This is a genomic window from Paenibacillus sp. 2TAB19 (genome assembly GCF_052115185.1).
Lineage (GTDB): Bacteria > Bacillota > Bacilli > Paenibacillales > Paenibacillaceae > Pristimantibacillus.
The window spans coordinates 1-21,986 of record NZ_JBFRGE010000079.1 but is presented as its reverse complement, the minus strand read 5'-3'; the positions used below and the strand labels follow the sequence as shown (position 1 = coordinate 21,986).

Annotated in this window: 19 protein-coding genes; all 19 read right to left on the bottom strand. The window is 47.8% G+C overall.

Annotation, left to right across the window (positions count from 1 at the left end; translation table 11 throughout):
• Nucleotides 1-49 precede the first annotated feature (49 nt).
• The gene (locus AB4Z33_RS25315; protein ID WP_442052553.1) at nt 50-1,855 is read right to left on the bottom strand and encodes an ABC transporter ATP-binding protein; all 1,806 of its coding nucleotides are present in this window, start codon (nt 1,853-1,855) and stop codon (nt 50-52) included.
• A 21-nt stretch (nt 1,856-1,876) separates the two neighbouring features.
• Nucleotides 1,877-2,299: a lasso peptide biosynthesis B2 protein gene (locus AB4Z33_RS25310; RefSeq protein ID WP_442052562.1), complete on the bottom strand. Its 423-nt coding sequence runs from the start codon at nt 2,297-2,299 to the stop codon at nt 1,877-1,879.
• 68 nt (nt 2,300-2,367) lie between these two features.
• Nucleotides 2,368-2,661, bottom strand: coding sequence for a lasso peptide biosynthesis PqqD family chaperone (locus tag AB4Z33_RS25305; protein ID WP_442052552.1), 294 nt, complete (start codon nt 2,659-2,661; stop codon nt 2,368-2,370).
• Complete coding sequence (locus AB4Z33_RS25300) at nt 2,658-3,599, bottom strand: aldolase (RefSeq protein WP_442052563.1); 942 nt, start codon at nt 3,597-3,599, stop codon at nt 2,658-2,660. The genes AB4Z33_RS25305 and AB4Z33_RS25300 overlap by 4 nt, the downstream gene beginning before the upstream one ends.
• 74 nt (nt 3,600-3,673) lie before the next feature.
• On the bottom strand, nt 3,674-4,840 hold the full coding sequence (locus AB4Z33_RS25295; protein WP_442052551.1) for a nucleotidyltransferase domain-containing protein: 1,167 nt from the start codon (nt 4,838-4,840) through the stop codon (nt 3,674-3,676).
• Between the two features lie 24 nt (nt 4,841-4,864).
• Entirely contained in the window at nt 4,865-6,205 is a 1,341-nt protein-coding gene (locus AB4Z33_RS25290) for a UDP-glucose dehydrogenase family protein (RefSeq protein ID WP_442052550.1), read from the bottom strand.
• A gap of 31 nt (nt 6,206-6,236) precedes the next feature.
• The gene (locus tag AB4Z33_RS25285; RefSeq protein ID WP_442052549.1) at nt 6,237-7,607 is read right to left on the bottom strand and encodes a sugar phosphate nucleotidyltransferase; all 1,371 of its coding nucleotides are present in this window, start codon (nt 7,605-7,607) and stop codon (nt 6,237-6,239) included.
• A gap of 24 nt (nt 7,608-7,631) precedes the next feature.
• Complete coding sequence (locus AB4Z33_RS25280) at nt 7,632-8,615, bottom strand: polysaccharide pyruvyl transferase family protein (RefSeq protein WP_442052548.1); 984 nt, start codon at nt 8,613-8,615, stop codon at nt 7,632-7,634.
• A gap of 30 nt (nt 8,616-8,645) precedes the next feature.
• Nucleotides 8,646-11,360 (bottom strand): chitobiase/beta-hexosaminidase C-terminal domain-containing protein, encoded by a 2,715-nt coding sequence (locus AB4Z33_RS25275; protein ID WP_442052547.1) that lies wholly within the window; start codon nt 11,358-11,360, stop codon nt 8,646-8,648.
• Nucleotides 11,361-11,623: 263 nt separating this feature from the next.
• Entirely contained in the window at nt 11,624-12,511 is an 888-nt protein-coding gene (locus tag AB4Z33_RS25270; RefSeq protein WP_442052546.1) for a glycosyltransferase, read from the bottom strand.
• The gene (locus AB4Z33_RS25265) at nt 12,508-13,554 is read right to left on the bottom strand and encodes a glycosyltransferase family 4 protein (protein WP_442052545.1); all 1,047 of its coding nucleotides are present in this window, start codon (nt 13,552-13,554) and stop codon (nt 12,508-12,510) included. Before AB4Z33_RS25265 ends, AB4Z33_RS25270 begins: the two co-directional genes overlap by 4 nt.
• Nucleotides 13,547-14,920 carry a lipopolysaccharide biosynthesis protein gene (locus tag AB4Z33_RS25260; RefSeq protein WP_442052544.1) on the bottom strand — a complete coding sequence of 458 codons (1,374 nt, stop codon included), beginning with the start codon at nt 14,918-14,920 and terminating at the stop codon, nt 13,547-13,549. Before AB4Z33_RS25260 ends, AB4Z33_RS25265 begins: the two co-directional genes overlap by 8 nt.
• Nucleotides 14,898-16,118: a glycosyltransferase family 4 protein gene (locus AB4Z33_RS25255; protein WP_442052543.1), complete on the bottom strand. Its 1,221-nt coding sequence runs from the start codon at nt 16,116-16,118 to the stop codon at nt 14,898-14,900. The genes AB4Z33_RS25260 and AB4Z33_RS25255 overlap by 23 nt, the downstream gene beginning before the upstream one ends.
• Entirely contained in the window at nt 16,115-17,431 is a 1,317-nt protein-coding gene (locus AB4Z33_RS25250) for an O-antigen ligase family protein (RefSeq protein WP_442052542.1), read from the bottom strand. Before AB4Z33_RS25250 ends, AB4Z33_RS25255 begins: the two co-directional genes overlap by 4 nt.
• 56 nt (nt 17,432-17,487) lie before the next feature.
• Nucleotides 17,488-18,744, bottom strand: a complete 1,257-nt coding sequence (locus tag AB4Z33_RS25245) for a glycosyltransferase (protein ID WP_442052541.1) — start codon at nt 18,742-18,744, stop codon at nt 17,488-17,490.
• Between the two features lie 12 nt (nt 18,745-18,756).
• Nucleotides 18,757-19,422 carry a sugar transferase gene (locus tag AB4Z33_RS25240; protein WP_442052540.1) on the bottom strand — a complete coding sequence of 222 codons (666 nt, stop codon included), beginning with the start codon at nt 19,420-19,422 and terminating at the stop codon, nt 18,757-18,759.
• Nucleotides 19,422-20,324 (bottom strand): UTP--glucose-1-phosphate uridylyltransferase GalU, encoded by a 903-nt coding sequence (gene galU, locus AB4Z33_RS25235; RefSeq protein ID WP_442052539.1) that lies wholly within the window; start codon nt 20,322-20,324, stop codon nt 19,422-19,424. Before galU ends, AB4Z33_RS25240 begins: the two co-directional genes overlap by 1 nt.
• Before the next feature lie 305 nt (nt 20,325-20,629).
• Nucleotides 20,630-21,310 carry a CpsD/CapB family tyrosine-protein kinase gene (locus AB4Z33_RS25230; RefSeq protein ID WP_442052538.1) on the bottom strand — a complete coding sequence of 227 codons (681 nt, stop codon included), beginning with the start codon at nt 21,308-21,310 and terminating at the stop codon, nt 20,630-20,632.
• Nucleotides 21,291-21,986 (bottom strand): YveK family protein (locus AB4Z33_RS25225; RefSeq protein ID WP_442052537.1); only part of this gene is annotated, 696 nt, incomplete at its 5' end. The genes AB4Z33_RS25225 and AB4Z33_RS25230, both read right to left, overlap by 20 nt.

Below are 21,986 nucleotides of genomic sequence, written 5' to 3'. Positions count from 1 at the left end.
TTACTCCAATCCTATCTAGTTATATTTAATAGCGTCTGGAGTGACCGAACTAACTGTTAACGCCTGTTTGATAGTTGAGCAGTTGTCTGAACTTTCCTTTGGCTTCTTGAGACAGCTGTTTATAGCCGCCTTGTTGAATAACCTCGCCCTGCTCTATGACAATGACCTGATCCGCATTGCGGATTGTCGATAATCGGTGCGCAATGACGATAATGGTCATGCTTCCTTTAAGACGGTCAAGCGCTTCCTGAATCAGCCGTTCGTTCTCGCTGTCCAGCGCGCTTGTCGCTTYGTCCAGCACAAGGATGGAAGGACGCTTCAATATGGCTCTTGCGAGTACAATCCGCTGCCGTTCTCCCCCGGACAACCGGATGCCCCTGTCACCGATGACCGTATCCAAACCTTGCGGCAGCATGCGTACAAATTCATCGGATACGGAAAATTTCAAAGCGTTCCACAGCTCGGTGTCGTCGGCATTAGGGTCAACCAGCTTCAAGTTATCCCTAATGCTTGCATTGAAGAGGAAAGGATCCTGTGCCACATAGCCGATTGCGCTCCGCAGCGAGAGAAGCTGCTTCTCGTCTCTCAGCGTAACGCCGTCAATCAGCACTTGCCCTCTCTCCGGCCCGATAAGCCCCATGAGCATATCAATCAGCGTGCTTTTCCCCGCACCGGACATACCAACGATAGCCGTCATGCGATTCGCAGGAATATAGACGTTGATATCACGCAGAGCGAACACCGGCTCTTTAGGGTCGTACCGGTAATTGACTTGTCTGCATTCGATTCCGTCCTGCAATTGAAATGGCTTTCCCCCGTCCGAAGAACCTGACAAGTTGAGTTCTTTCTCTTGCTCATATTCCTGCTGCAGCTTACGCATGGCTTTGAAAGCAGGCAGATTGGTCGCCAGCTGTTCGATATTCGACTGAATCCCGATAAACCTCGGCCACAGCCGCGAGAAGATGAGAACAACCAGAATCAATTGCTCAGCCGGCGTGTGGAAAACCTCCAAAGCTAAATAGACGAATCCGGCAATAAGCGTTATGGAAGAGATCCGGTAGATGAACTGGGACAAAGAATTGACTCGTACTAATTGGATGACGTTGCTCTCCAGCTGCTTGCTCATGCCGTTGAACCAATGGATATGCGAGCCTTCCAGCCTGTTGCTCTTAATATCCTTGATGCCGTTGAAATGATCGCTTATTCCTGCAAAATAGCTTTGGGAAAGCTCCGATGTCTTATCGCCGATATGCCCCGCCTTCTTAATGAACTTGCGCGAGAATAGAGCGAGTACTCCACCGCTTATAAGCACGACGGCCGTTAACAACGGGGACAGCCAGAAGGCCAGACCGATTTGAATAACCGTAAAAATAATGCCTGTGACCATCTGCAGGAAGAGGGAAGTGCCGTAGCTGACCCGTCCGAGCTCGTTCACCATGACGTGATGAAAATCCGACTTCCGCTTGCGGAGGAAGAACTCCCATTTCGCCCCAAGCAGCCCCTGATACGTTTCCGTCCGGAGTGAACGGACGAAGCCTTGCAGAATCCGTGAGTTCAACAACATCTGGCTTCGCTGAAGCAAAGCTTGTCCCCCTACGATCATCACGTATATTGCTAGTACGACCGGCAAGTTTAACTCAATCGACGATGACTCGATGAATGCGAATAAGGAAGAGACAAGCGGCACTTCGTCCATATTCATTTGAAATACGCCTATAATGCTAAGCATAGGAACGATCATATAGATTCCGATGCCGTCCAGACAGCTGATAACGAATGTAGTGAACATATTGAGGTACAGACGGAATCCTGAGACCTGGCGCATTTTTCGTATAAAATACAATAAATCCTTCATTAGAAAAACMCCTAATGCCGATTATCGCTTAATTGGCGACAGATCCGCGGCTTCTGTGTGATTCCCGAACACGGCAACGACAGCATACCGTTCCAGTCTTTCATTGCCGGTTACATAATACGAACCGCTGCGCAGCCAAGCGTGAGCAATCATCTTCCCCGTCTCATCCCTGCCGCTGCCCAGATAGAGCGTACTTGCGATTCCTCTTCGCCGCAGCATCTTCATCGCCGCGACAGCCTTGACCATGCACTGACTTTCCCACCATGTGACGCGGCTCATCGCATGAACGGCCTTGGATACCTTGCGATGGATGAGATCCTGACCCATCGTGCTCGTATACGGTGTCTCCCTCATATGCTCGCCAAGAGAAGGAGCTACTTTGGCGAATGGCAGCAGCTTAAGCACCCTCGCCAAAGCTAAGTAAAAATAAGCCTCCGCATACATCCGCTTCAAGTCTGCGGGATAAGCTATAAATCTCTTACCTTTTCTTATCGCTTTCCTATACAAGTTCGTTATTCCTTTCTAACTTGTATGAGTCCTTCGGATTTAAGCTGCTGCAAGAAAGTACGAACTTGCTGTTCGCAATCTCCGGGCTCTATCTCATATTCGGTTACTAGCTGCTTAACCATATCTTTTATGGATACAGGGGATGCCATCAGCTCCCACACTCGGCCCCCGAGCTGGCCTAAGTTGTAGTATTTGCCGTTCTCGATGCTCAGCATGATCTTCTCCCCGTTCATTTCGCTTACCAGGTAACCATCCGACTGTACAACAATTTCGTTAGCGGTAATGATATCTACGCTCATGAAATAACAACCTCCCTTTTATTGGTCATACTTATAATTTGATCAACTAAGCCAAAGGCGGAGAAACCGTCTGCCGGGCGGCGGAGCTGGTACACAGGGAGCCCGGAACCCAGCCGGGCAATCGACTGAAATTGCCATTGCTGCAGGTTCAACAGATGGAGAAGAGAATTTCGATAGGTATGCACATTTAAGGCATGAAGCCCTTCTAATGTGTTATAGGCTTTAAGAGATGGTTCTGGATCGGAAGCTTTGATAAGCTCAATTACCCCGGCGAGAGGAAGAGGCTCTCTGCAAAATTGGGACCGTATAGGCACCGCGTATTTGTTAACCCTTTGGTAAATCGATGAATAGTTGTGAGAGAGCAATCCTAATTGTTCTATGCTTTCCTCCCAAAGCTTCTGCTGCGGATAGGATGGATAGACAGTAGCTGCTGCCGAATCATTGGACAAGGAGACCGCGATAACGTCATCCGTCATTAATGGATATCCTGCGCGTACAAACGCTGCGGCAAGAGTCGATTTGCCGGCACCCGATTCCCCGACAATGGCGTAAACCTTCCCGTCAATGACGACTGCACTCCCGTGCAGGGGGAGAATCCCTCTCTGCATGAGCAGTACGCCCATACAGGTTCCAAGCAGGAAAAGCCGAATCTTCGCCTCGTCCGCTCCCGGATACGGGGTTACCGTGATATGCGTACCGGATGTAATGCTGTAAATGGCTGTTTCGGGTACATGAAAGAGAAATCGACCGTTATCGAAGCGGTAGTTGGCCGTTGTAAATTGATCCTGGCAATCTTCCAGTGGTGGATTCAATTTAATTTCTACATCAAATTCCGAAATAATTCCATGTATTTCATATGCTTCAGGCAGAACAATTTCACTACTAATGTTCAAACCAAATATTCGATATTCATTCAGAGTAAACACCCCGTTTATCAAGTCGTATAAATCTTGTATTTATTTATACTATTCGTACTTAATATTCATTTTGTGTCTCTTTTTTCTAAATAAAATTAATTATTTATGATATTTCTCCAAAACCATAGAAACGGCCGGAGCGGAACATATAGAAAATGAAATGGTTTATATAGCGGCAATAGAGACATATCTTCTACGTTAGGTTCCAGGTGATTCAGAAGATACTTCGCTTTCTGCCTCCCTGTAAGTAGGGATAGAGTGTACCTGAAATAATGCCAAACGACGCTTTTCTCCGGAACCGGATTTAATTTAACGATCTTTTTGATAAAAAACAAAGATGTTTTCGCTAGCCGAAGAGCCTTCTTATTATTCGTCACTTGATTCATAGATTGTGGAATCTTTGAATCAAGCAGATTAGAGGCTAATAGGAAAGCCTGCCCTGTGAAGGATTGCCCACCGTACTGTCTAAAATAATCATGCATTTTCCCGCTATCTATGTTAGGCATTAAACGATCGATATCCATTAACCAGCGCAATCGAAACCAGGCATGCCTGGCGCCGTGATCAGCAAGATAATAGAGCAGGTCTTCATTTCCTAAGCAATGAAATTCCCGATTCAATAAAAGAACTTTATTTCTGCGTCCCCACAGCCGATTGAATGAATGAGAATCACTGGAGTTAGGATTTAATCGCCAATGCATTTCAACTTGTACACCATTTTCTTTATGACGGAAGGAAAGATGATGCAACTTCTCTTTCCAATTATGATTTAATGAACGCTTATCCTCTAATTCATATCCAAGCCGTATCAAAACTTCCTCTGCTCTTTCCACATCTTCGACATCGAGCAGAATATCCAGATCCTTGGAGGTCCTATGCGACATATCACCGTAAAGCTGAATGGCCAAAGTAGGGCCCTTCAACAAAAGGGTGCGTATACTGTTGTCTGATAGTTTTCCGCAAATCATATTCATCTCTTTAGTCAGCTGCATCATCTTAAGGATATTGGAATTGTAATGATAGCGGAGCAGCTCCATAATTTCAGCAGGAATAAGAGATGAATGGATTTGACTTAGCTTCAAGTAAACGATCGGATAAACACGATGATGCAAGGTCAATTCCATGAATGAATCCCACTTCATATTTGAAGCGTATTCTCGTATCCTCTTCTCATCCAACTCTTGAACGTCGCGCAGAATGAATAAGAGAAATGATAATTCATTCGAAATATCGCTTAAATCAATACTCGCTGCTTTTTTCATGAAAGAACCCCACTATCATTAGAATTACAATTGCATGACAGGAATTTGCTGTTTAACGCCTTTATTCAGGCTCGGGCGTCCGACGGAATAATAAACGAATGCGGTTCCGAGCAAATCTTCCTCATTAAACACATTGCGTCCGTCGATCAGAATGGCCTGATTCATGACGGATTGCAGCAGATTCAAATCCACTTCCGCGAATTCATCCCATTCCGTTAGCAAACAAAGCGCATCGGCGTCCTGAGCGGTTTCAAGTGCCTGATTACACCATTTAACGCCTTCCTTGCCGTATACGGCCTTGAAGTTTCCCATAGCAATAGGATCGTAAGCTTTCACCTTCACGCCGTTCTCTACCAAATATTGAATGATTTCAAGGGCCGGTGAATCGCGGACGTCATCGGTATTCGGCTTAAAGGCTAATCCCCATATCGCGACCGTCTTACCTCGCAGCTGGCCATTAAAGATCGTCTCCAGCTTGCGGATCACATTAAACCGTTGATCTTGATTCACTTCCACAACCGACCGCAGCAGCTTGAACTCGTAATCGACGTTACCGGCAATTTGGATGAGAGCTCTCGTATCCTTCGGAAAACAGGAGCCTCCATAGCCGATTCCCGCTTTTAGGAACGACTGGCCGATCCGCTTATCGTAGCCCATCCCTTCCGCAACCTTCGTTACGTCTGCGCCTACCTTCTCGCAAATGTTCGCAATCTCGTTGATGAACGAAATTTTCGTAGCGAGAAAAGCATTGGACGCGTATTTAATCATTTCAGCGCTGCGGATATCCGTCACGATGATTTGCTCCGTCAGCGGCCGATGCAGCTGGACCATCGTATCGGCCGCACTTTGGTTATCTGCACCGATGACGATCCGGTCCGGATTCAGCGTATCCATGACGGCAGAACCTTCGCGCAGAAATTCCGGCAGTGAAATGCTGTCGAACGGCTCGGAGGTTTGGGTACCGATCAGCTCGCGGATCCGTTCGTTCGTTCCAACCGGCACCGTGCTTTTTACAGCGATAATTTTGTAGCCGTTCATCGCTTCGGCGATATCAAGGGCGGCTTGATTGATATAGGCCATATTCGCCTCGCCGCTTGGCATCGGAGGCGTTCCGACAGMGAGAATAATAATGTCCGATTGACGCACGGCTTCGTTCAGATCGGTTGTGAAAGCGAGCTTTCCGGCGGAGCTGTTCTTGTCAGCCAATTCCTTCAGCCCCGGTTCATAGATGGGAATCTCGCCAGCCTGCAGCATCTCGATCTTCCCAAGATCCTTGTCGACGCAGATGACTTTATTCCCCAGTTCCGCATAGCAGACACCCGATACGAGCCCGACATAGCCGGTGCCAATGACCGTAATGTTCATTCTCATCACTCCTTCTAATTAGATAGGTCACCTACACCGTGCATAATTGCATAATTTCATTCCAATCGAAGGCGAGCCGTACGATATCCTCTTCAATAAGCTCCGAACCGGTTTGCACCTCAATGATGTCCATTTCCGTCTCCGCCCGCAAACTATGCTTGCTCTGTTTCGATATAACGAGCACATCTCCGGCCTTTACCGGAAACCGCTTGTCGTTCAGTATCATCTCCCCGTTGCCGGAAACGACGGTCCATACCTCGTTTCTTAGCAGATGGTACTGGTAGCTTAAATTTTGGCCAGGCTCTATGCATATCCGTTTGGTCAGCACTTCATTCCCGTCGGGGTATTTCATGTAATCCAGCACTCTGTAACGGCCCCAACGCCTCTCCTCGTACATTGGACGCTGTTCAGAGTGTTTCATGACCTCTTTGATCATCGGGCTTGATGCCTTGTCCGAGATAAGAATGCCATCCGGACTCGCTGCGACGACGACGTTGGATAAATTAAGCAACGTAATCGGAATATCCAATTCGTTGATAATATGCGTATTGGATGAACCTTCGGTAATGATTCCTTTGCCGATCAGCGGGGTCGCAATTTCCTCGGTCAGCGTGTTCCATGTCCCAAGATCCTTCCACTCCCCATCGTAGGGAAGCGCGACGATAAGATTGGCTCTCTCCACCACCTCATAGTCGAAGCTGTTCTTCGGAAGCTTGTCGTACTGCTTCACCATCTCGTCGTATTGGATCGGAAGCCCGTGCGCAAGCAGGATATTAATGATGAAATCCAGCTTGAATGCGAACACGCCGCAGTTCCAGAGTGCTGCCTGCTCAATCATGGCCGCCGCCTCTTCTTCGCGGGGTTTCTCCCGGAAGCTCTGAACATTCATATATGGCGCGTCATGCGCAGTCCCGCTCTGCGGGACGATATACCCGTACTTTTCGGAAGGATAGGTTGGTTTTACCCCCATAAGGGCCAGATCCGCGCCCGACTCGTTCAACACCTGCTGCAGTTCTTTGGCCTTGTGGAAGAATGACTCCTCGACGTAAGGGTCGACCGGCATAACCACGACCGTTTCATTCAGGCTGACGCCTTCAACCGAATACAAATAGGTAGCCGCCAGCGCGATCGCAGGATACGTATCCCTTCTTTCCGGTTCGACGATCACTTCAATCTCGCTTCCCAGCTGGTTGTAGATCATTTCCACCTGAGGCTTGCTCGTTGCGATCAAAGCATGCTCGCGAAGCCCGGCACTGTCAATCTGACCCCAAACCCGCTGTACCATCGACTCAAACTGCCCTTCCGAATTTCTGAGCACCTTCAAGAACTGCTTGGACCTGGAATCGTTGGACAGCGGCCACAGGCGTTTGCCCGAGCCCCCCGAGAGTAGAACAATTTTCATGGTAACTCCTCCTATTTATAGTAGTTAACTGATTAGCGAAGCGTTCGAATTTGTTGTTTGCCCCTCATTCTTCACAATCAATTGGGCGGAACCTATGCCGCTTGTCCATGTATGATAATAGTTGGAGTTTTTGCCGTAAGAATTGTCCAGCAGCGTATTCGGCTTGTCCATCAGGCAGGACAAGATATGGCCGTGGAGCCTTGACGTCTGCACCGTCCGGTAACCGCTGAAGCGCTTGACTGCTTTATCCACCAGATAATCGGTGTACTTGCCCCAAATCGCCTGCATCGGCAGTGGTGTGCTGCCTCTCTTAATCATTTTGACAATGAGATTAATCGATTTCTGCTCCACCCTGTTGTACAGGGAGGCCCAATCCAATAAATCGCCGCGGCCCGCGGATTCGAGCTGCTCCTGCTCCGTCGTTTTCTCGATATCCGTGCGGAAGAAGCAGAGCAAATCTTTGTCAGGGCTGTCTTTATGTCGGATCGGCCATAATTGATGGGCCATGTCAGGCGATAAATAAACGTTGCATCTATGGAATTTCTCGGTTGCAGCGCTATGGGACAACGTGTCGCGGACATAGAGATGAATATCTTTATGGCCATTGAATATTTGCGCCGTCCGGTCGAATTCGGACTCTTTCTTATAAAATATCGTCTGCGGAAGCATCACGATCCGGTGGTGCGGATAGCTGGTAATAATTTTCTCGCGCAGCTTCTGATGCGCCGGATACAGGTCGCCGAAGTTCCCTCCCCCATGCAGCACGATAATGTGATCTTTCGGAATCTTGAGCGAATCGGGAAAATCAAGCACGCTGTAACGTGCATGGACGCGAATATTATAGTCCTTGAAAAATGCCTCCGTGCCTTTCATAATGAGCAAGTCTCCGCCGTTGCTGTGAACAGGGATATCGATATAGTAAATGTTGGAGCCCGGCGGAATAACATCCGAAATTTGGCCCAGCTTTTTTTTCAGTACATCCATAGGGTGATTATTCTTGCTCTGCATGATAGCCCTCTCCTTTACCTTTTTTTTAACTCATTTACTGCTGAGATCGTAATAAAATTGGGACCGTTCCCTTAACATCACCTTGTAGATGTCGTAGTTGGTCGCCATGACCTCTTTCAAATATTCCTTATAAGGACGGTCGGCGACATTCACGAGGCCCGAGTTATAGCGTTCTCCCCAAACGCCTTCCCAGTACCTGCCCAAAGCAGCTTGGTCCACATAATTGAACACATGAGCGCCCACAACGTTGTCTAGACCGGCCGCCGCCTCTACATAATTCCGGTAACGCGTTCCCCTCTGGGACTGATTCACGGCCGAATTTTTCAGGAGCGGATCCAATCCTTGTTCCGTCGTACCGAAACCGAACTCGCTGATCAGAATCGGTTTGCCGCCTGATTTCGTGTACACTTCTTTCAAAAGACCGGGATCCAGGTTATAGCTGTAATAGTTGATACTGATGACATCCACGTATTTCCCTTCCACCTCTGCCATAACGCTCCGAAGCTTCTCATTGTGGAAAGGTGTCGTTAACCAGCGGTCTCCGAGAAGAAGATGATTCGGATCATATTTGCGGTAGAGCCGCGAGACCGTTCCGTAGAACGTATCCAGGTAATACCTGAAAAATTCGTCCGTATCGCGCCAGGCCGCCGATGTCCCCAGCGGTAGCTCCGCCTCCTTCAAATCTTCAAAGGATTTAAAGCTTGTCTGCCACTCGCTGTTGAATTTGTTTATGTCTTGATATTTATCCTTCAGCCTTTTAACCCAGTGTCCTTTGATCGCCGCTTTGCTTGCCTTCAGCTTCGGCACCCCAGAATAAAACTTGTGGAAATCGTATTCGTTGTCGATGAAATACCCGATTAGCATCGGATCGTCCTTGGTCGGCTTGACTGCGCTGGCAAACGCCTTATCGATCTTGGATTCCGCATCCGGCGCAAAAATATCGAATATCGAAATCCCGTCTATCTTGGCCCAGCTCATGCTGCTCAGAGGAAGCATCCGCACGTAAGGCAAGTTGTTCTCACTGCCGTATTTGTCGGGTGAAAAGCCTCCTACACTGTTAAATCCCCATTTTTTGATGCGCAAGACCGCTTCCGAATAGATCGCATGCTCGGTTGGAACTACCCCTGTTTTCCGGTATTTGTTCGCCAAGTAGAACGAAAAATTATCGGTCCCGTTATAAGCCGTTTTATATTCCTCTTGAATAGATGGAATCGACTCGAACAGCTCCTCCCGCCCCTTAACCATCGTAAAGGTTTCATTGGCTGTAAGTGCGTTCACGCCTAAGCTGAAGAAGAGATTGCCTTCCGGCGTTGTCATCACTTTGCGGCTTCCCATCTGCTGAATGGAAAAGAAGCCCTTGTTCTGCAAGCCGTATTTTGCCGCACTGCCTGCCAGACCACCGAAACGGTCCCGGCCTGAAGGAGGCGTTAAACCGGCGTAGTAGGAGGCGTCGGCCTCGGCATCCGCTACCAGTTGCTGATCGGTTATCACCTTCTCAGGAAACGTAGCCGATATCATTTGGCCGAATCGGTCCACTTGAATATGATTGCTAGCGTTGAACGTATACTTACGGATTGGACTTGGATCCATGCCATCCTTGACCGCATAGGTTTCCAGCACGTTATAACCGGTGAGCTCGAGCGGTTTGGAATAAAGCTGGAAAGTGAGCCCTTTATTCAAACGATAATAAATCTTTGCCCCGCTCGAAGCCGTGGTCAGTACAGTATGCAGCGATTCGGTGCTTCTAGTTGACTGGACCTTCACGGAAGCGGTGCTTCGATTGAAAGTAACATTCGAAACTTGGGGCGACCATGCCGCCGTCGATCCGTACAGCTCGATCTTCAAATACCTCGTGCCCGCCGGCAGCGACGAAGCCTCGTAAGCGTACTTCTGCCAATTGGATACGGGATAGCCTACCACATAGGCCTCAGCAGAAATTTCCGTATAATCCTTTCCATTCGCCGAGCTATAGATCCGAAGTTTCTCCATGGCATGTCCAGTGAAAAAGTAGCTGTCAACCATAAAGGAAGAAATATCGAAATCCGTATGATAAGTGATGCTCCCAGGCTTCACCGTGGTACGTGCTATCCGATGCAAATCATTGCCGAAGTAATAAGGCGTATCTTTCGCAATATAAATACTCGATTTACTGTAAACCTGCTTGAAATTGTCGAGCGGATCAAGCATTCCGACTGCCGTATCCAACGAACTTTCAGGGATATAATGGTAATCAGAAACCCTGCTAGCCGCTTTTTTGCCCGAAGCCGACTTTTTCACGGCGGTAATCTTTAATTGGAGTTCGTTCACTACTATAATCGGTGAAGCATAAAGCTTGCGCGTAAGAGACGTTCTAGGGTCGCTGCCGTCCGTGGTGTAATAGACGGTGTCGCCGGCAGCTGCCCTTTCCAACATGACCATAGTGCCGTAAGGTACGGATCCCGAAGGCAGGTTGGCCGTTACGCCTAATGGACCATTCAGCACCGCTTTCCCGATTACCGGCGATTTAGCGATATCGCTGCCGGTGAATTCGATTTTCAAATATTTGGCGTCCTTGCGAAAGTTTCGCAATTCATACACGACCAAATTTACGTTATCCCCGTCATTGTAAATTTGCGGCGTCACTTTTTCATACTCACTGCCATCGTGGGAGACATAAAAATTCGGCTGATCGTACGGCCCGTTGTCATCGCGATAGTACGTGTATAAAGAAAAAGATTCTAGAGGACCGTTTGACCGGTAGGTCATGTATTCCTTAGACCTGAAACTTCGGATCACCCGGGTAGGATCATCGGCCCCGTCATATTGTTGCAGAGAAAGAGTCTCCGAACGTTTGTAAACTTGACTCCAATCCGCAAGATCATCAACTACGATTTCAGGAGAAGTAGCAAAACCATGTATGGGTATAAGGGTTATAAGTAAGGTGAAAACCAATAACAAATTAAGCAGAGTACGGTTACTTTTCTTGATGTTTGCTACCCACTTCACCACTTCTCTCCTTTCTCTCTTAGTTAGTTATAAGTTCGCAATACACCGCTGATTAAACCGTTATTGTAAATAATTTTGCTAATATTCCGAAAAATCCGATGCTTATCGAAGAAAAAAATAACCGCCAACAGCATAAATACCGGTACCTTCAGGACGGATTTAACGAAAATGCCCGTTTTCCGCTCCGAGCTGACCGCACGGCTTACTCCTTGCCAATAAATCCTCCGCAGCAGCCATTTCCGGCTAACTCTGCTGCGCGGAATTTTGTGCCGCACCCAAGCATGAGGCGTATAATAGACGGTATATTTGCTGCGGATTCGATCAATGAGCTCAGCCTCCTCGCTTGAAAGTAGGTTGCTTCCCACTCTGCCCAGATCCTCGCGAAAGGGTTTAAGCGAATGGAACACAGACTTACGGAAAGCTACATTGGCTCCGAATGGGATGGCCGGCTTTTGCATTTCTACAATTTCTTGAGAATAATCCAAAATCGTATAGAGCGTCCGGTTTTCCGGCAAAAGCCAGGTTGGCTCCGCCACTTCCCATGCCGGTTCAATCCTGCCTCCAACGCAGCCGATCCGGGGATCGGTCTCAAATAAGGAGACTATGCCGCTGATCCATTCCTTGGAAGCCACAGCATCATCGTCTAAGAAGAGGACATACTCACCCTTCGATTCGCGAATCGCACGATTCCGGGCAACGGAGAGCCCCAGCCGTTCTTCATAAACATAAATAATCGGAATGTTTGTCATCTGATTGATTTCTTGAACAACCTGTTTGGTGTTGTCGGTGGATCGGTTGTCGACCACAATCACCTCAAAAGCATCCGTAAAATTTTGCCGCAAGAGACTTAGAAGCGCTTCTCTCACATCCTCGGCTCTGTTATGGGTGCATATCGCTATTGTCGCTTTCATGCTTTCACCTCGTACCGTTTCGTTCCGGTATACACTTTTATCATTTTTCCGGCTATCCCCTGCCAGTCCAGTTCTGTCAGTTTTTTCGAGATGTGCTTCCGGGCCTCGTTCATATTCATATGGACTGCCATCGCCAGCGCCTTGCGCAACCCATCCGGGTCGGCAGGATCGTATAAAATTCCGCATCCATCGGAAACATATTCGCTGAGCGAACCGAGCTTAGGCGCAACGACCGGCTTATAATGAGAGAGAGCGAGAATCGCGCTGCCGGAAGTCGTAATCTGGTTATAAGGCAGCACCATCACATCGCCAGCCCGTAAGTAGTCGACAAGCTCGTGATCATCCACGAAATGAGGATAAACCTTGATTCTGCCGTTATTAATCGGATCGATATAATCCAATTTGTAACCGGCATCCACTTTTCCCGCTATGAGCAGTCCGGCCGACTCCAGATTCAGCGATACAAAAGCTTCGACCAGCTTTTCGACTCCTTTATAAGAGTTGATTCTGCCGATAAATAAGAATAGGAACTGTTCCGGCGGAATGTTGAATCGCTTACGGATATCCGTCCCATTGCCGACATAGGCATCCACGTAATGGCCATGCGGCGTGACGATCAATTTCTCGGCTCTTACCCCGAAAGTTTCGATAACTTCTTGTTTTACCGTCTCACTCATGACGAATCCTTTGTTGCAGACGGATAAAATAAACTTCCGCATCATATAATCCCATTTACTTTTCCCCGTCGAATGCGGCCAAATATTGTGAACGGTCCAAAATAACCGTACACCCCGTACTTTCAAAAACAAAAGAAGTCCGGCAAACAACATTGACTTCATGACCGTAAGCGGGAAAGCGGACGACTGATACGAGTAACTGGGCCAATGCATATGGACAATGTCTCCCTTTGCAGGTTTAAGGGTGTTCTTCGTATCGTAATGCTCCACCCGCAATCCCTTATCCACGATGGACTTCGTCAGCAATTCGGAGTATTTGTTATATTCACTAACTTTGGGCCACATATAAACGGTTGGGTTACTCATCCATTCCACCTGCTCTTCCAGCTCTTTTAATTATCTTTTTTTCTCTCAGACGATCGATCAGAAAGCGGAAATCGTCCTTGTCAAAAAGCATACCGGCAAACCGCACCTTGAAAGCGACCCGCATCGCCGCTATCGTGACCAGCATTCTTACCATCGCTCCGATTAATAAAGATAAAGCTATTCCGTTCAGACCATACAAAGGGGTAAATACGAAGAATAGTCCGACCGTAATCGCGAGCGCTATAACTTGCCGGATTAGCACAAGACCGGGACGACCCAATGCGTTGAACGAAGCAGCCAGAATCCATGAGCCGCCGCCGAGAATGCATTCGAACGATAGAATATAGAAAGCGGTGCTGGCCTCCAGAAATTCCTTGCCGAATAACATACCCATCAGGAATCTGCCGATGAATATACTCGGTACGACCACAATCGTCATCAGGATAAGCGACAACCGGAAAGCCCGGCCGACCGTTGAAATAATCTTGTCCTTATCCAGCCCCGTCAACTTCGGAAAGATGACATTCGATATGGCCGTCTGAACCGTATTGAAGACTCGGGATAGCGCATAAACGACGCTATATAGACCGAAATCCCGCGGCGTGAGCAGCGATAATATAATGATTTTGTCAAACTGCGAATACAAGGTTCCCAGCAGCTCGACGCCGAATACTCTGCTTCCGTAACCGAACAACGACTTGGCCGCCACCCGGTCAACCATACGTTTGAACCAATCGATCTTCAGCTCGCCCCTCAATTGGAGCAAGGACCAAATGACGACGAGCAGCGTGGTGACCAAGTAGACGAACGAGGCAGCGTGGATATTCAGCACTCCGACCATAAAGAGGACGATGATACCCGCTAAATTAAATAGCGGAACAAACAACCGCACTCCGTTATAGACTTTGAAGTTGTCCGTGCTCTGCGCAAGTGCCGCAATCAGATTGACCGCAAGCAGCAGCGGCAGCGTCAGCACGGTGTACCATCTGGCGGTCTGAATGACGTCAGCCGAATAGTTGCCCAGCCAAACCGGCAGATAGATCCATGCAGCCACGCCCACAATGATGCTGACAGGGAGCTGGAAAAGAAATCCTGCCCTGATGTATTCCGCCCCTTTGCCGGTATGCCGCTTCATGTTGTAAATAAGGGACGTGGGAAGTCCGAATCCGACAATGCCTACGAGGAAGGTCGACCAGAACAGAATCGCCGATAATTCCCCTTTGCCTGCGACGCCGAACATTCTCGCTGTCACGATGGAGGTCAGCGTGGTTATGACCATCACCATAAAATTAGTTGCGCTGGTACGCAAAATCGTTTGAACCAGACCATTTCCATTTAATAGTTTACGGATTGCCAATTGTGCCATAGACTACCTTCCCGGTTACTTGATGCATGACGGATTGATATAATTCCGTATGCCGTTCAAGCAGTGATTGTTTGGTAAACCTGCGGCTATGATCCAGACATTGTCTTTGAATCGTTCTTTTTTGTTCAGCCGAGAGTGAATAATATTCCAATAACTTGTCTTGAATCGCTCCCGAACTGCCTGGCGCAAACAGATATTGCTTGCGATTCAGGACAACGTCAGGAATTCCGCCTACAGCCGAGGCGTAAACGGGAGTGCCGACTTGATAGGATTCGATGATGACCCGCCCAAACGGCTCTTCCCAAATCGAAGGAACAACGGTAGCATCTACTTTGGCCATAAGTTCCCTCGCCTCATTCGGCTTCACTTTACCGGTGAACACGATGCGGCCGTCATTCCTGCACGCTTCCGAAAGCTCGTCTTTCAGCTTTCCTTCTCCGCATACATATAGCCGCTCAATAACCTCTTCCGATAAGGAGCGAACGGCATCGACGATTTCACGGACGCCTTTCTCCGGTTCGATTCTGCCGAAATAGCCGATGCGCAGCGGTTTTCGCTCAAAATCCTTCTCTCCCGCAACGATGTCGCCATCCACAACGTTCGGAATGACCAGATGTTCAGCATTCGGAAACAAACCCGCTTCCGTATGACGGTTCAAAATATGCGATGATATGCCAACGACCGCGGAAACCCGTTTGCTGAATCCAAGCGAAGTCAGCTTGTATAACCGCGACAGCAGGGGACTAGATATCGGCGAGCTGACCGGCGAGATGAGCGAGTAATCTCTTAATGTATGAAYGATCGGTACACCGGCTTTGAAGAAAGCGGTCCATATCCCGGCTCCGAAACCGGATAAATTTTGCGTATGGACCAAATCAGGTTTTATTTCCTTCAATAGCTTCGCCACAGCCCCGATCTGCATAGGATTGTAAATGTCGATAAGTCTGCGGGCCACCTTATTCAGCTTGCCGCGGTGTTCCGTATCGCCAATCCAATACATATTGTTGTAAGGCAGACGATGAACCGTAACCCCGTTAATCAACTCTGACGTTATACCGGCGTTTCTCTTTTGCCCGCCAGTCGTAATCACATGCACATCAGCTACTGATTCAAGCGTTTCGGCTAAGATTTGAGTCGATATTTCCGCGCCGCCAATAATATGCGGGCTGTACAAACTATTTACAACAACGATTTTCATGCCTTTCGTCTCCATTCGCTATAGATAGGTCTAACGGGCAGTATGTTACCTTTAACCCGAACGGGCACTTGTACTGGCATACCGGTACGTATCGTTTCCGTTTCGAACCCTCCCCCGCGGATGAACCCGAACAACAACCAGAAATCCAGAAATGCATAAGAATCAAAATTCATGACGAGTGAGATGCATAACGCAAAAGCGAATTTCGAATACGAATTTGCCCCACAGCTGCGAAAAATCGAAACCAGAAATCCTCCAAAAAGGATAACCCCGATGAGGCCTTCCTCAGCGAACACCTTCGACACCATATTTCTCGACGTAGCGTCATAGGGATTAATAAATACCAGATCGTGTACCTCGCTGAATTTCAATCCGCTACTGAAATACTGCTGTAGGAGGGAGGCAAATTCCGTATAATAAAAGCCGCCGCCTACTCCAAAAATCGGATGTCTGGCAAATTCCATAAAACCGATGGCCGGAAACACCAGCCTGACAAAAAATGAATTATCATTATTTATTAATTGATTGAAATTGAACTGAAACCGATCCGTAAAATAGCCGCTTATCTTGAACGTTTCGATCAGAAAAGGCACGCCTACAACAACGATTAAAGAGCAGACCGCCAGAACGACCAGCATCCGGCCTCTGTTCTTGTTCGTGACCAGCACATAAATGACGAGCGCGGTCAGCACCACGGTGTAAGCGTAAGCTGAGAAGGAAAGTATCATAAGCAGCATAGTTGCGAAAAGCAGAAGCAGTTGCTTACGAAACCCCTGCTTATACAGGTAGAACATAATTAACCCGCCGCTCAGCATATGAATAGCCGCCCAAGAAGGCTCGCCCGACAGCATTTGAATTCTCCGGAGATACACTTTCTCCGCGAACAGTCCCGTAAAAGCTCCGGAAAATCCGCTGCGGATGAAAAAGGAGTCGAATAGCTGAAGAAAACCGGCAATTAGCGGAGGAATAAAGGCTATCGCAATGCTTTTTGCGATGCGCTTTATAATCWCCGGATCTTCTTTCGCTTGCTCAGTGACATAGACCGATACCCGAAACATAGATAGGCCGAACAGAAGCGTAATAATATGCGACGCGCTGCTGCCGATATCGCCTTTAATTAGTGCAACGATTAAGGAATGCCCGATGCTGTACATCACGAAGAGGAGAAAGAAAACATCTCCCTTCTTGAACCTGAAGTCAGTAAACAGGAGCAAGACGGATGCAAGAAACATCGGAAACATAGATATCGGCCGGTAGACCGAGAAAGGGATATACGGCAAGCTGTCGTACGTCAATAGCATCAGGGATAACATAAATAGCGCAATTACAAGATTTCGAATAACCAACACCTGCTCTTTGCGCAATTGCCCTACGATAGAATCAACTCCAGATTTTTACGGGTCACGGAGCTGCTGAAATGATGGGTCACGTAACGGATCGAATTGCGCGATACTTTTTCGTTTATCTCATTGTTGTCCAATAACAGGAGTACGTTTTGTACCATCGCCTCCTCCGTTTCGCAGACGAACAGATCCTCATGGTTGATTGCATTGATCCCTTCGCTGCCGATCAGATTGGTTACGACTGGCACTCCCCAAGACATAGCCTCGACGATCTTCGTTTTAATTCCAGTACCGAAAAGCAGCGGAGCGATCATTAAAGCGGCATCGCTTACGACCCGCTTAACGTTATCCACTTCGCCGGTTACGATAATGTCAGGATAGGTCTCCTGCAGCTTAAGCACTTCGGCAGTCGGGCTTTTACCGATGATATAAAACTTTGCATTCGGTGCCTTCCGCTTTATGCCGGGCCATATTTTCTCGCAGAAATAAACGACAGCAGAGCTATTGTGAGGGATGTCCATTTTCCCTACAAAGACGATCTTGTCCCTGTCATACGACCTTGGATTTCCCGTCGCTTTCTTATCCGGGTCGAATCTCATCGGGATGCCGAAACAAGAGTCATGGCTCACCATTTGCCGGAAGCTCTCCGCTTCTTTGGGTGAAGTGAAGATCAGGTGTTCGAAATTTCGGGCTGCGCTTTTCTCGTACTTGTGCAGCAGCTTGCTTTCGAAAGCGACAAGCCATTTTTGAATGAACTTCACATTTGCAAACCGCTTGATGGCGGATGGGAGCTTGTCCGAAAAACCGCCGAATACGGACGGAATGTACTGAAACCATTGCAGCTGCCGTTCATAACGCAATGACAGCAGATCATCGTAGCTGAGCACCTTTTGCGAGGTTCCCTCCGAACGGTATTCCGCTACGCGCACCATATCGTAAAAGATAAATTCCGGCTGCTCTTCCTCAATCTTTTGTTTAATGAGCCTATGCGTTCTCCGGGAGTAATAAACGGATACTTGCAGCGGCCACCTTTGCATGAGCAAGGAATAGACCAGCACATTGAACAGCTTCTCGGCCATACCAGGCAATTCCAGACTCACCAGGCGAGAAATCGCATCCGGCCGATCCTTTAGGTACTTCTTGTCATCAATAAATGACAAGTTCACGATCTGACATTCAGGATAAATATCTTTGATTTGCTCAATGTATTGCTGAAGCAGGTTTTTTCTGCCGTCCGTATTCGGAAAAGGCAGCCTGTTCGTAATAAACATCATCTTTTTCATTCATTTTCCGCCTTAAAAAGCATCTTTTGCCCCAAGAAGCACTTTGAATGTCTTGAATATGATTTTCAAGTCAAACCCAATGCTTCGATCTTGGATGTACTTCAAGTCCAGCTCAACCATTTCTTTAAAACTTAATTCATTACGGCCGCTTACCTGCCAAAGTCCTGTACAACCAGGCTTAACGGTTAAACGAAGCTTGTCGTAATCCGTATACTCCTTGACTTCCCTTACGAGAGGAGGTCTTGGACCGACTAATGACATTTCTCCCCGGAGCACATTAATCAGCTGCGGGAGCTCATCAATGCTTGTTTTCCGTATGAACTTCCCGATCTTCGTAATTCGCGGATCGTTCTTCATCTTGAACATAGCGCCTTCAATTTCATTTTGAGCGAGCAGCTCTTTCAGCTTCTCTTCCGCATTGCTGACCATGGAGCGGAATTTATACATCCGGAACGGCTTCTCGTTCTTCCCGATCCTTGTTTGATAGAACAATACGGAGCCTTTCGAATCTTCCAATTTAATCAGAATGCCAATGACAACAAACAGCGGACTTAACAGAATTWATCCAGCCAGCGAGCCGATTATGTCTATGGCGCGTTTGATCACCGAATTCATGGTATTCCTAAATTCATTAGGAGTGTTTAATACCACTTCATCGCGATACTGCGGGGGCATCATTATTCACCCCCTATTCCTATTAATTGTTTCCCAAGCTCTCGCTCCAACAACTCCCCAAGCTCGCTTAAGAGCTGCTGCCGAAGTTCGTTATTCCGGAGCGCAAAATCGACCGATGTCATAATAAAACCGAGTCTTTCACCCACATCATAGCGCTTGCCTTGGAAGTCGTATGCGTAAACGCCTTTATCCATATTCAGCTTTTGAATGGCATCGGTGAGCTGAATTTCTCCGCCTGCGCCAATTTCCTGCAGCCCTAAATAATCGAATATATCCGGGGTCAGAACATAACGGCCCATAATAGCCAGGTTGGATGGAGCTTGTCCTTTCGGCGGCTTCTCTACAAAACGGTTCACTTGATAAAGTCGGCCCATCGTCTCGCCTGGATCGACAATCCCGTATCGGTCTGTCTGATCCGCATGAACCGTTTGAACGCCGATGACCGAACGTCCGGTTTGCTCATACTGCTCGATCAGTTGCCTGGTGCAAGGAACGTCGGCCTCTACGATATCATCGCCAAGCAGAACGGCGAACGGTTCGTCTCCGATAAAATTGCGGGCGCACCAAACGGCGTGGCCAAGCCCTCTCGCTTCTTTTTGCCTTATATAGTGAAGATTCACATTGGAGGATTTTCTGACTTTTTCTAAAATGTCGAGTTTCCCTTTGCTCTCCAACGTATATTCCAGCTCAAACGCGATATCAAAGTGGTCTTCGATCGCACGTTTACCTTTACCGGTCACGACGATAATGTCCTCTACTCCTGATTCAATGGCTTCTTCTACGATGTACTGAATGGTGGGTTTATCAACGATTGGAAGCATTTCTTTCGGCATTGCTTTCGTCGCAGGCAAAAACCGGGTACCGAGCCCCGCAGCAGGAATAATGGCTTTTCTCACTTTTTTCAATTGACTTCACCCTATCCTATTTATATTTTTTGTTCGCATTGCAGCGAGACGCTAAAAATGCGAGCTATGCTTTCGTTATCGCTGAGAGCATAGCTCGAATTTTTAGATAAAAAATCCGAGGTGAAAATAAAATAAAAATAAAAATGCCAGGGCATTTAACCCTTCCTCACGTCACACCCTTGACGATAAACGTCTAAGGTCATTTGACCCACAGCATGACCGAGTGCCTCCGGTAATAGAGGTGCAGGAGACATTACCTTCCCATTTGGCCTATCAACTTGGTGTAATGACGCTAAGCGTCGCTGCTAGCTTCGTATGTAGTAGGAATAGGATTCCGATTGTTTTCGGTTAATGTTATTGAGAACAACGCCGATAAGATTGGCTTGCACATGCTCGAGAGAGGCCTTCGCTTTGAGCGCAACTTCTTTTTTCACTTTTCCCGAATCGATGACAAGAACAACGCCATCGCTTTGGGTCGCAACGATTTGTGTGTCCGTTACGGACATGATCGACGGTGTATCGATGATGATTACGTCATACGTTTGCCTCAATTTCCCAAGCAGCACCCCCATAGACTCCGACGACAGCACCTCTGATGGATTAGGAGGAGCCGGGCCTGCGGCAATGACCGACAGATTGTCCGTACTCGCTTGCTGGATGACATCCTTCGGCTCTAACCGTTGCAATAAGGCGGACGTCAAGCCTTTATGGTTGGATATTGCAAAAATGTGATGCTGCGTCGGCTTCCGCAAATCCGTATCGATCACCAGCACCCGTTTGTTTGCTTGAGCGAAAGAAACCGCCATATTGGCGCATGTTATGCTTTTCCCTTCGCCCGGCCTTGATGAGGTGACCATAATAATCTGAAGTTTATGGTCGATCGTCGAAAACTCGATGTTTGTCCGCAGCATCCGATACCTTTCGGAGATCGGCGACTTTGGATTTCTATCCGCGATAAGGTTCCATTTACGTATCAATCGAGACATTGCTTCCCCTCCCTGCTCTTGGTGTTAGATTGGCTTTGCTGCCCCGATCAATCGCATCGCTCTCTTTAAACTTTGGAATCGATGTCAGTACCGGAACCCCAAGCAGCATCTCGACGTCTTCTTCGTTCTTGATCGTTTCGTCCAAGTAATCCAGAAGGAAGGAAATGCCTACGCTCGCCATCAAAGCCAGAATGAACGCGACGGCAATATTCATAATCGGATTCGGGGCCACAGGGCCGCGCATCTCATTCGGATCCGCCTGATCCAAGACGAATACATTATCAACCTTCATCAGCTCAGGAACCGATTTTTGAAAAACGGTCGCAACGGCATTCGCCGTATTCGCCGCCTTCTCATAGGAGTCATCCCGGACGGTTATGGTCATGATCTGCGTTTCAATAGCGGAGCTGACACTTACCTTGCTTCTAAGCTCCGTGTATGTACGAGCAAGATCCGGGTGCTCTTCGATGACTTTTTTCATCATGCGAGGCGAAGTAACGATTACTTTATAGGTTTTGATGAGTCCGATCGTGGAGCTAATGGAGCCTACGTCTATGCTTGGAAGCAGCGTACTGCTGTCCTTGTAGTCGTTGACGATTAGTGTAGCGGAAGCTTCATACTGCGGTTCGATGAAGTTGAAGGAGTAAAAGCCGATGGTTATACAACTTACTGTTGT

Coding starts and splice junctions, on each gene's coding strand:
- AB4Z33_RS25310 (WP_442052562.1), bottom strand. CDS start 2,299: ATGTATGCGGAGGCTTATTTTTACTTAGCTTTGGCGAGGGTGCTTAAG.
- AB4Z33_RS25305 (WP_442052552.1), bottom strand. CDS start 2,661: ATGAGCGTAGATATCATTACCGCTAACGAAATTGTTGTACAGTCGGAT.
- AB4Z33_RS25295 (WP_442052551.1), bottom strand. CDS start 4,840: ATGAAAAAAGCAGCGAGTATTGATTTAAGCGATATTTCGAATGAATTA.
- AB4Z33_RS25285 (WP_442052549.1), bottom strand. CDS start 7,607: ATGAAAATTGTTCTACTCTCGGGGGGCTCGGGCAAACGCCTGTGGCCG.
- AB4Z33_RS25280 (WP_442052548.1), bottom strand. CDS start 8,615: ATGCAGAGCAAGAATAATCACCCTATGGATGTACTGAAAAAAAAGCTG.
- AB4Z33_RS25275 (WP_442052547.1), bottom strand. CDS start 11,360: ATGACCTACCGGTCAAACGGTCCTCTAGAATCTTTTTCTTTATACACG.
- AB4Z33_RS25270 (WP_442052546.1), bottom strand. CDS start 12,511: ATGAAAGCGACAATAGCGATATGCACCCATAACAGAGCCGAGGATGTG.
- AB4Z33_RS25265 (WP_442052545.1), bottom strand. CDS start 13,554: ATGAGTAACCCAACCGTTTATATGTGGCCCAAAGTTAGTGAATATAAC.
- AB4Z33_RS25260 (WP_442052544.1), bottom strand. CDS start 14,920: ATGGCACAATTGGCAATCCGTAAACTATTAAATGGAAATGGTCTGGTT.
- AB4Z33_RS25245 (WP_442052541.1), bottom strand. CDS start 18,744: ATGAAAAAGATGATGTTTATTACGAACAGGCTGCCTTTTCCGAATACG.
- AB4Z33_RS25230 (WP_442052538.1), bottom strand. CDS start 21,310: ATGTCTCGATTGATACGTAAATGGAACCTTATCGCGGATAGAAATCCA.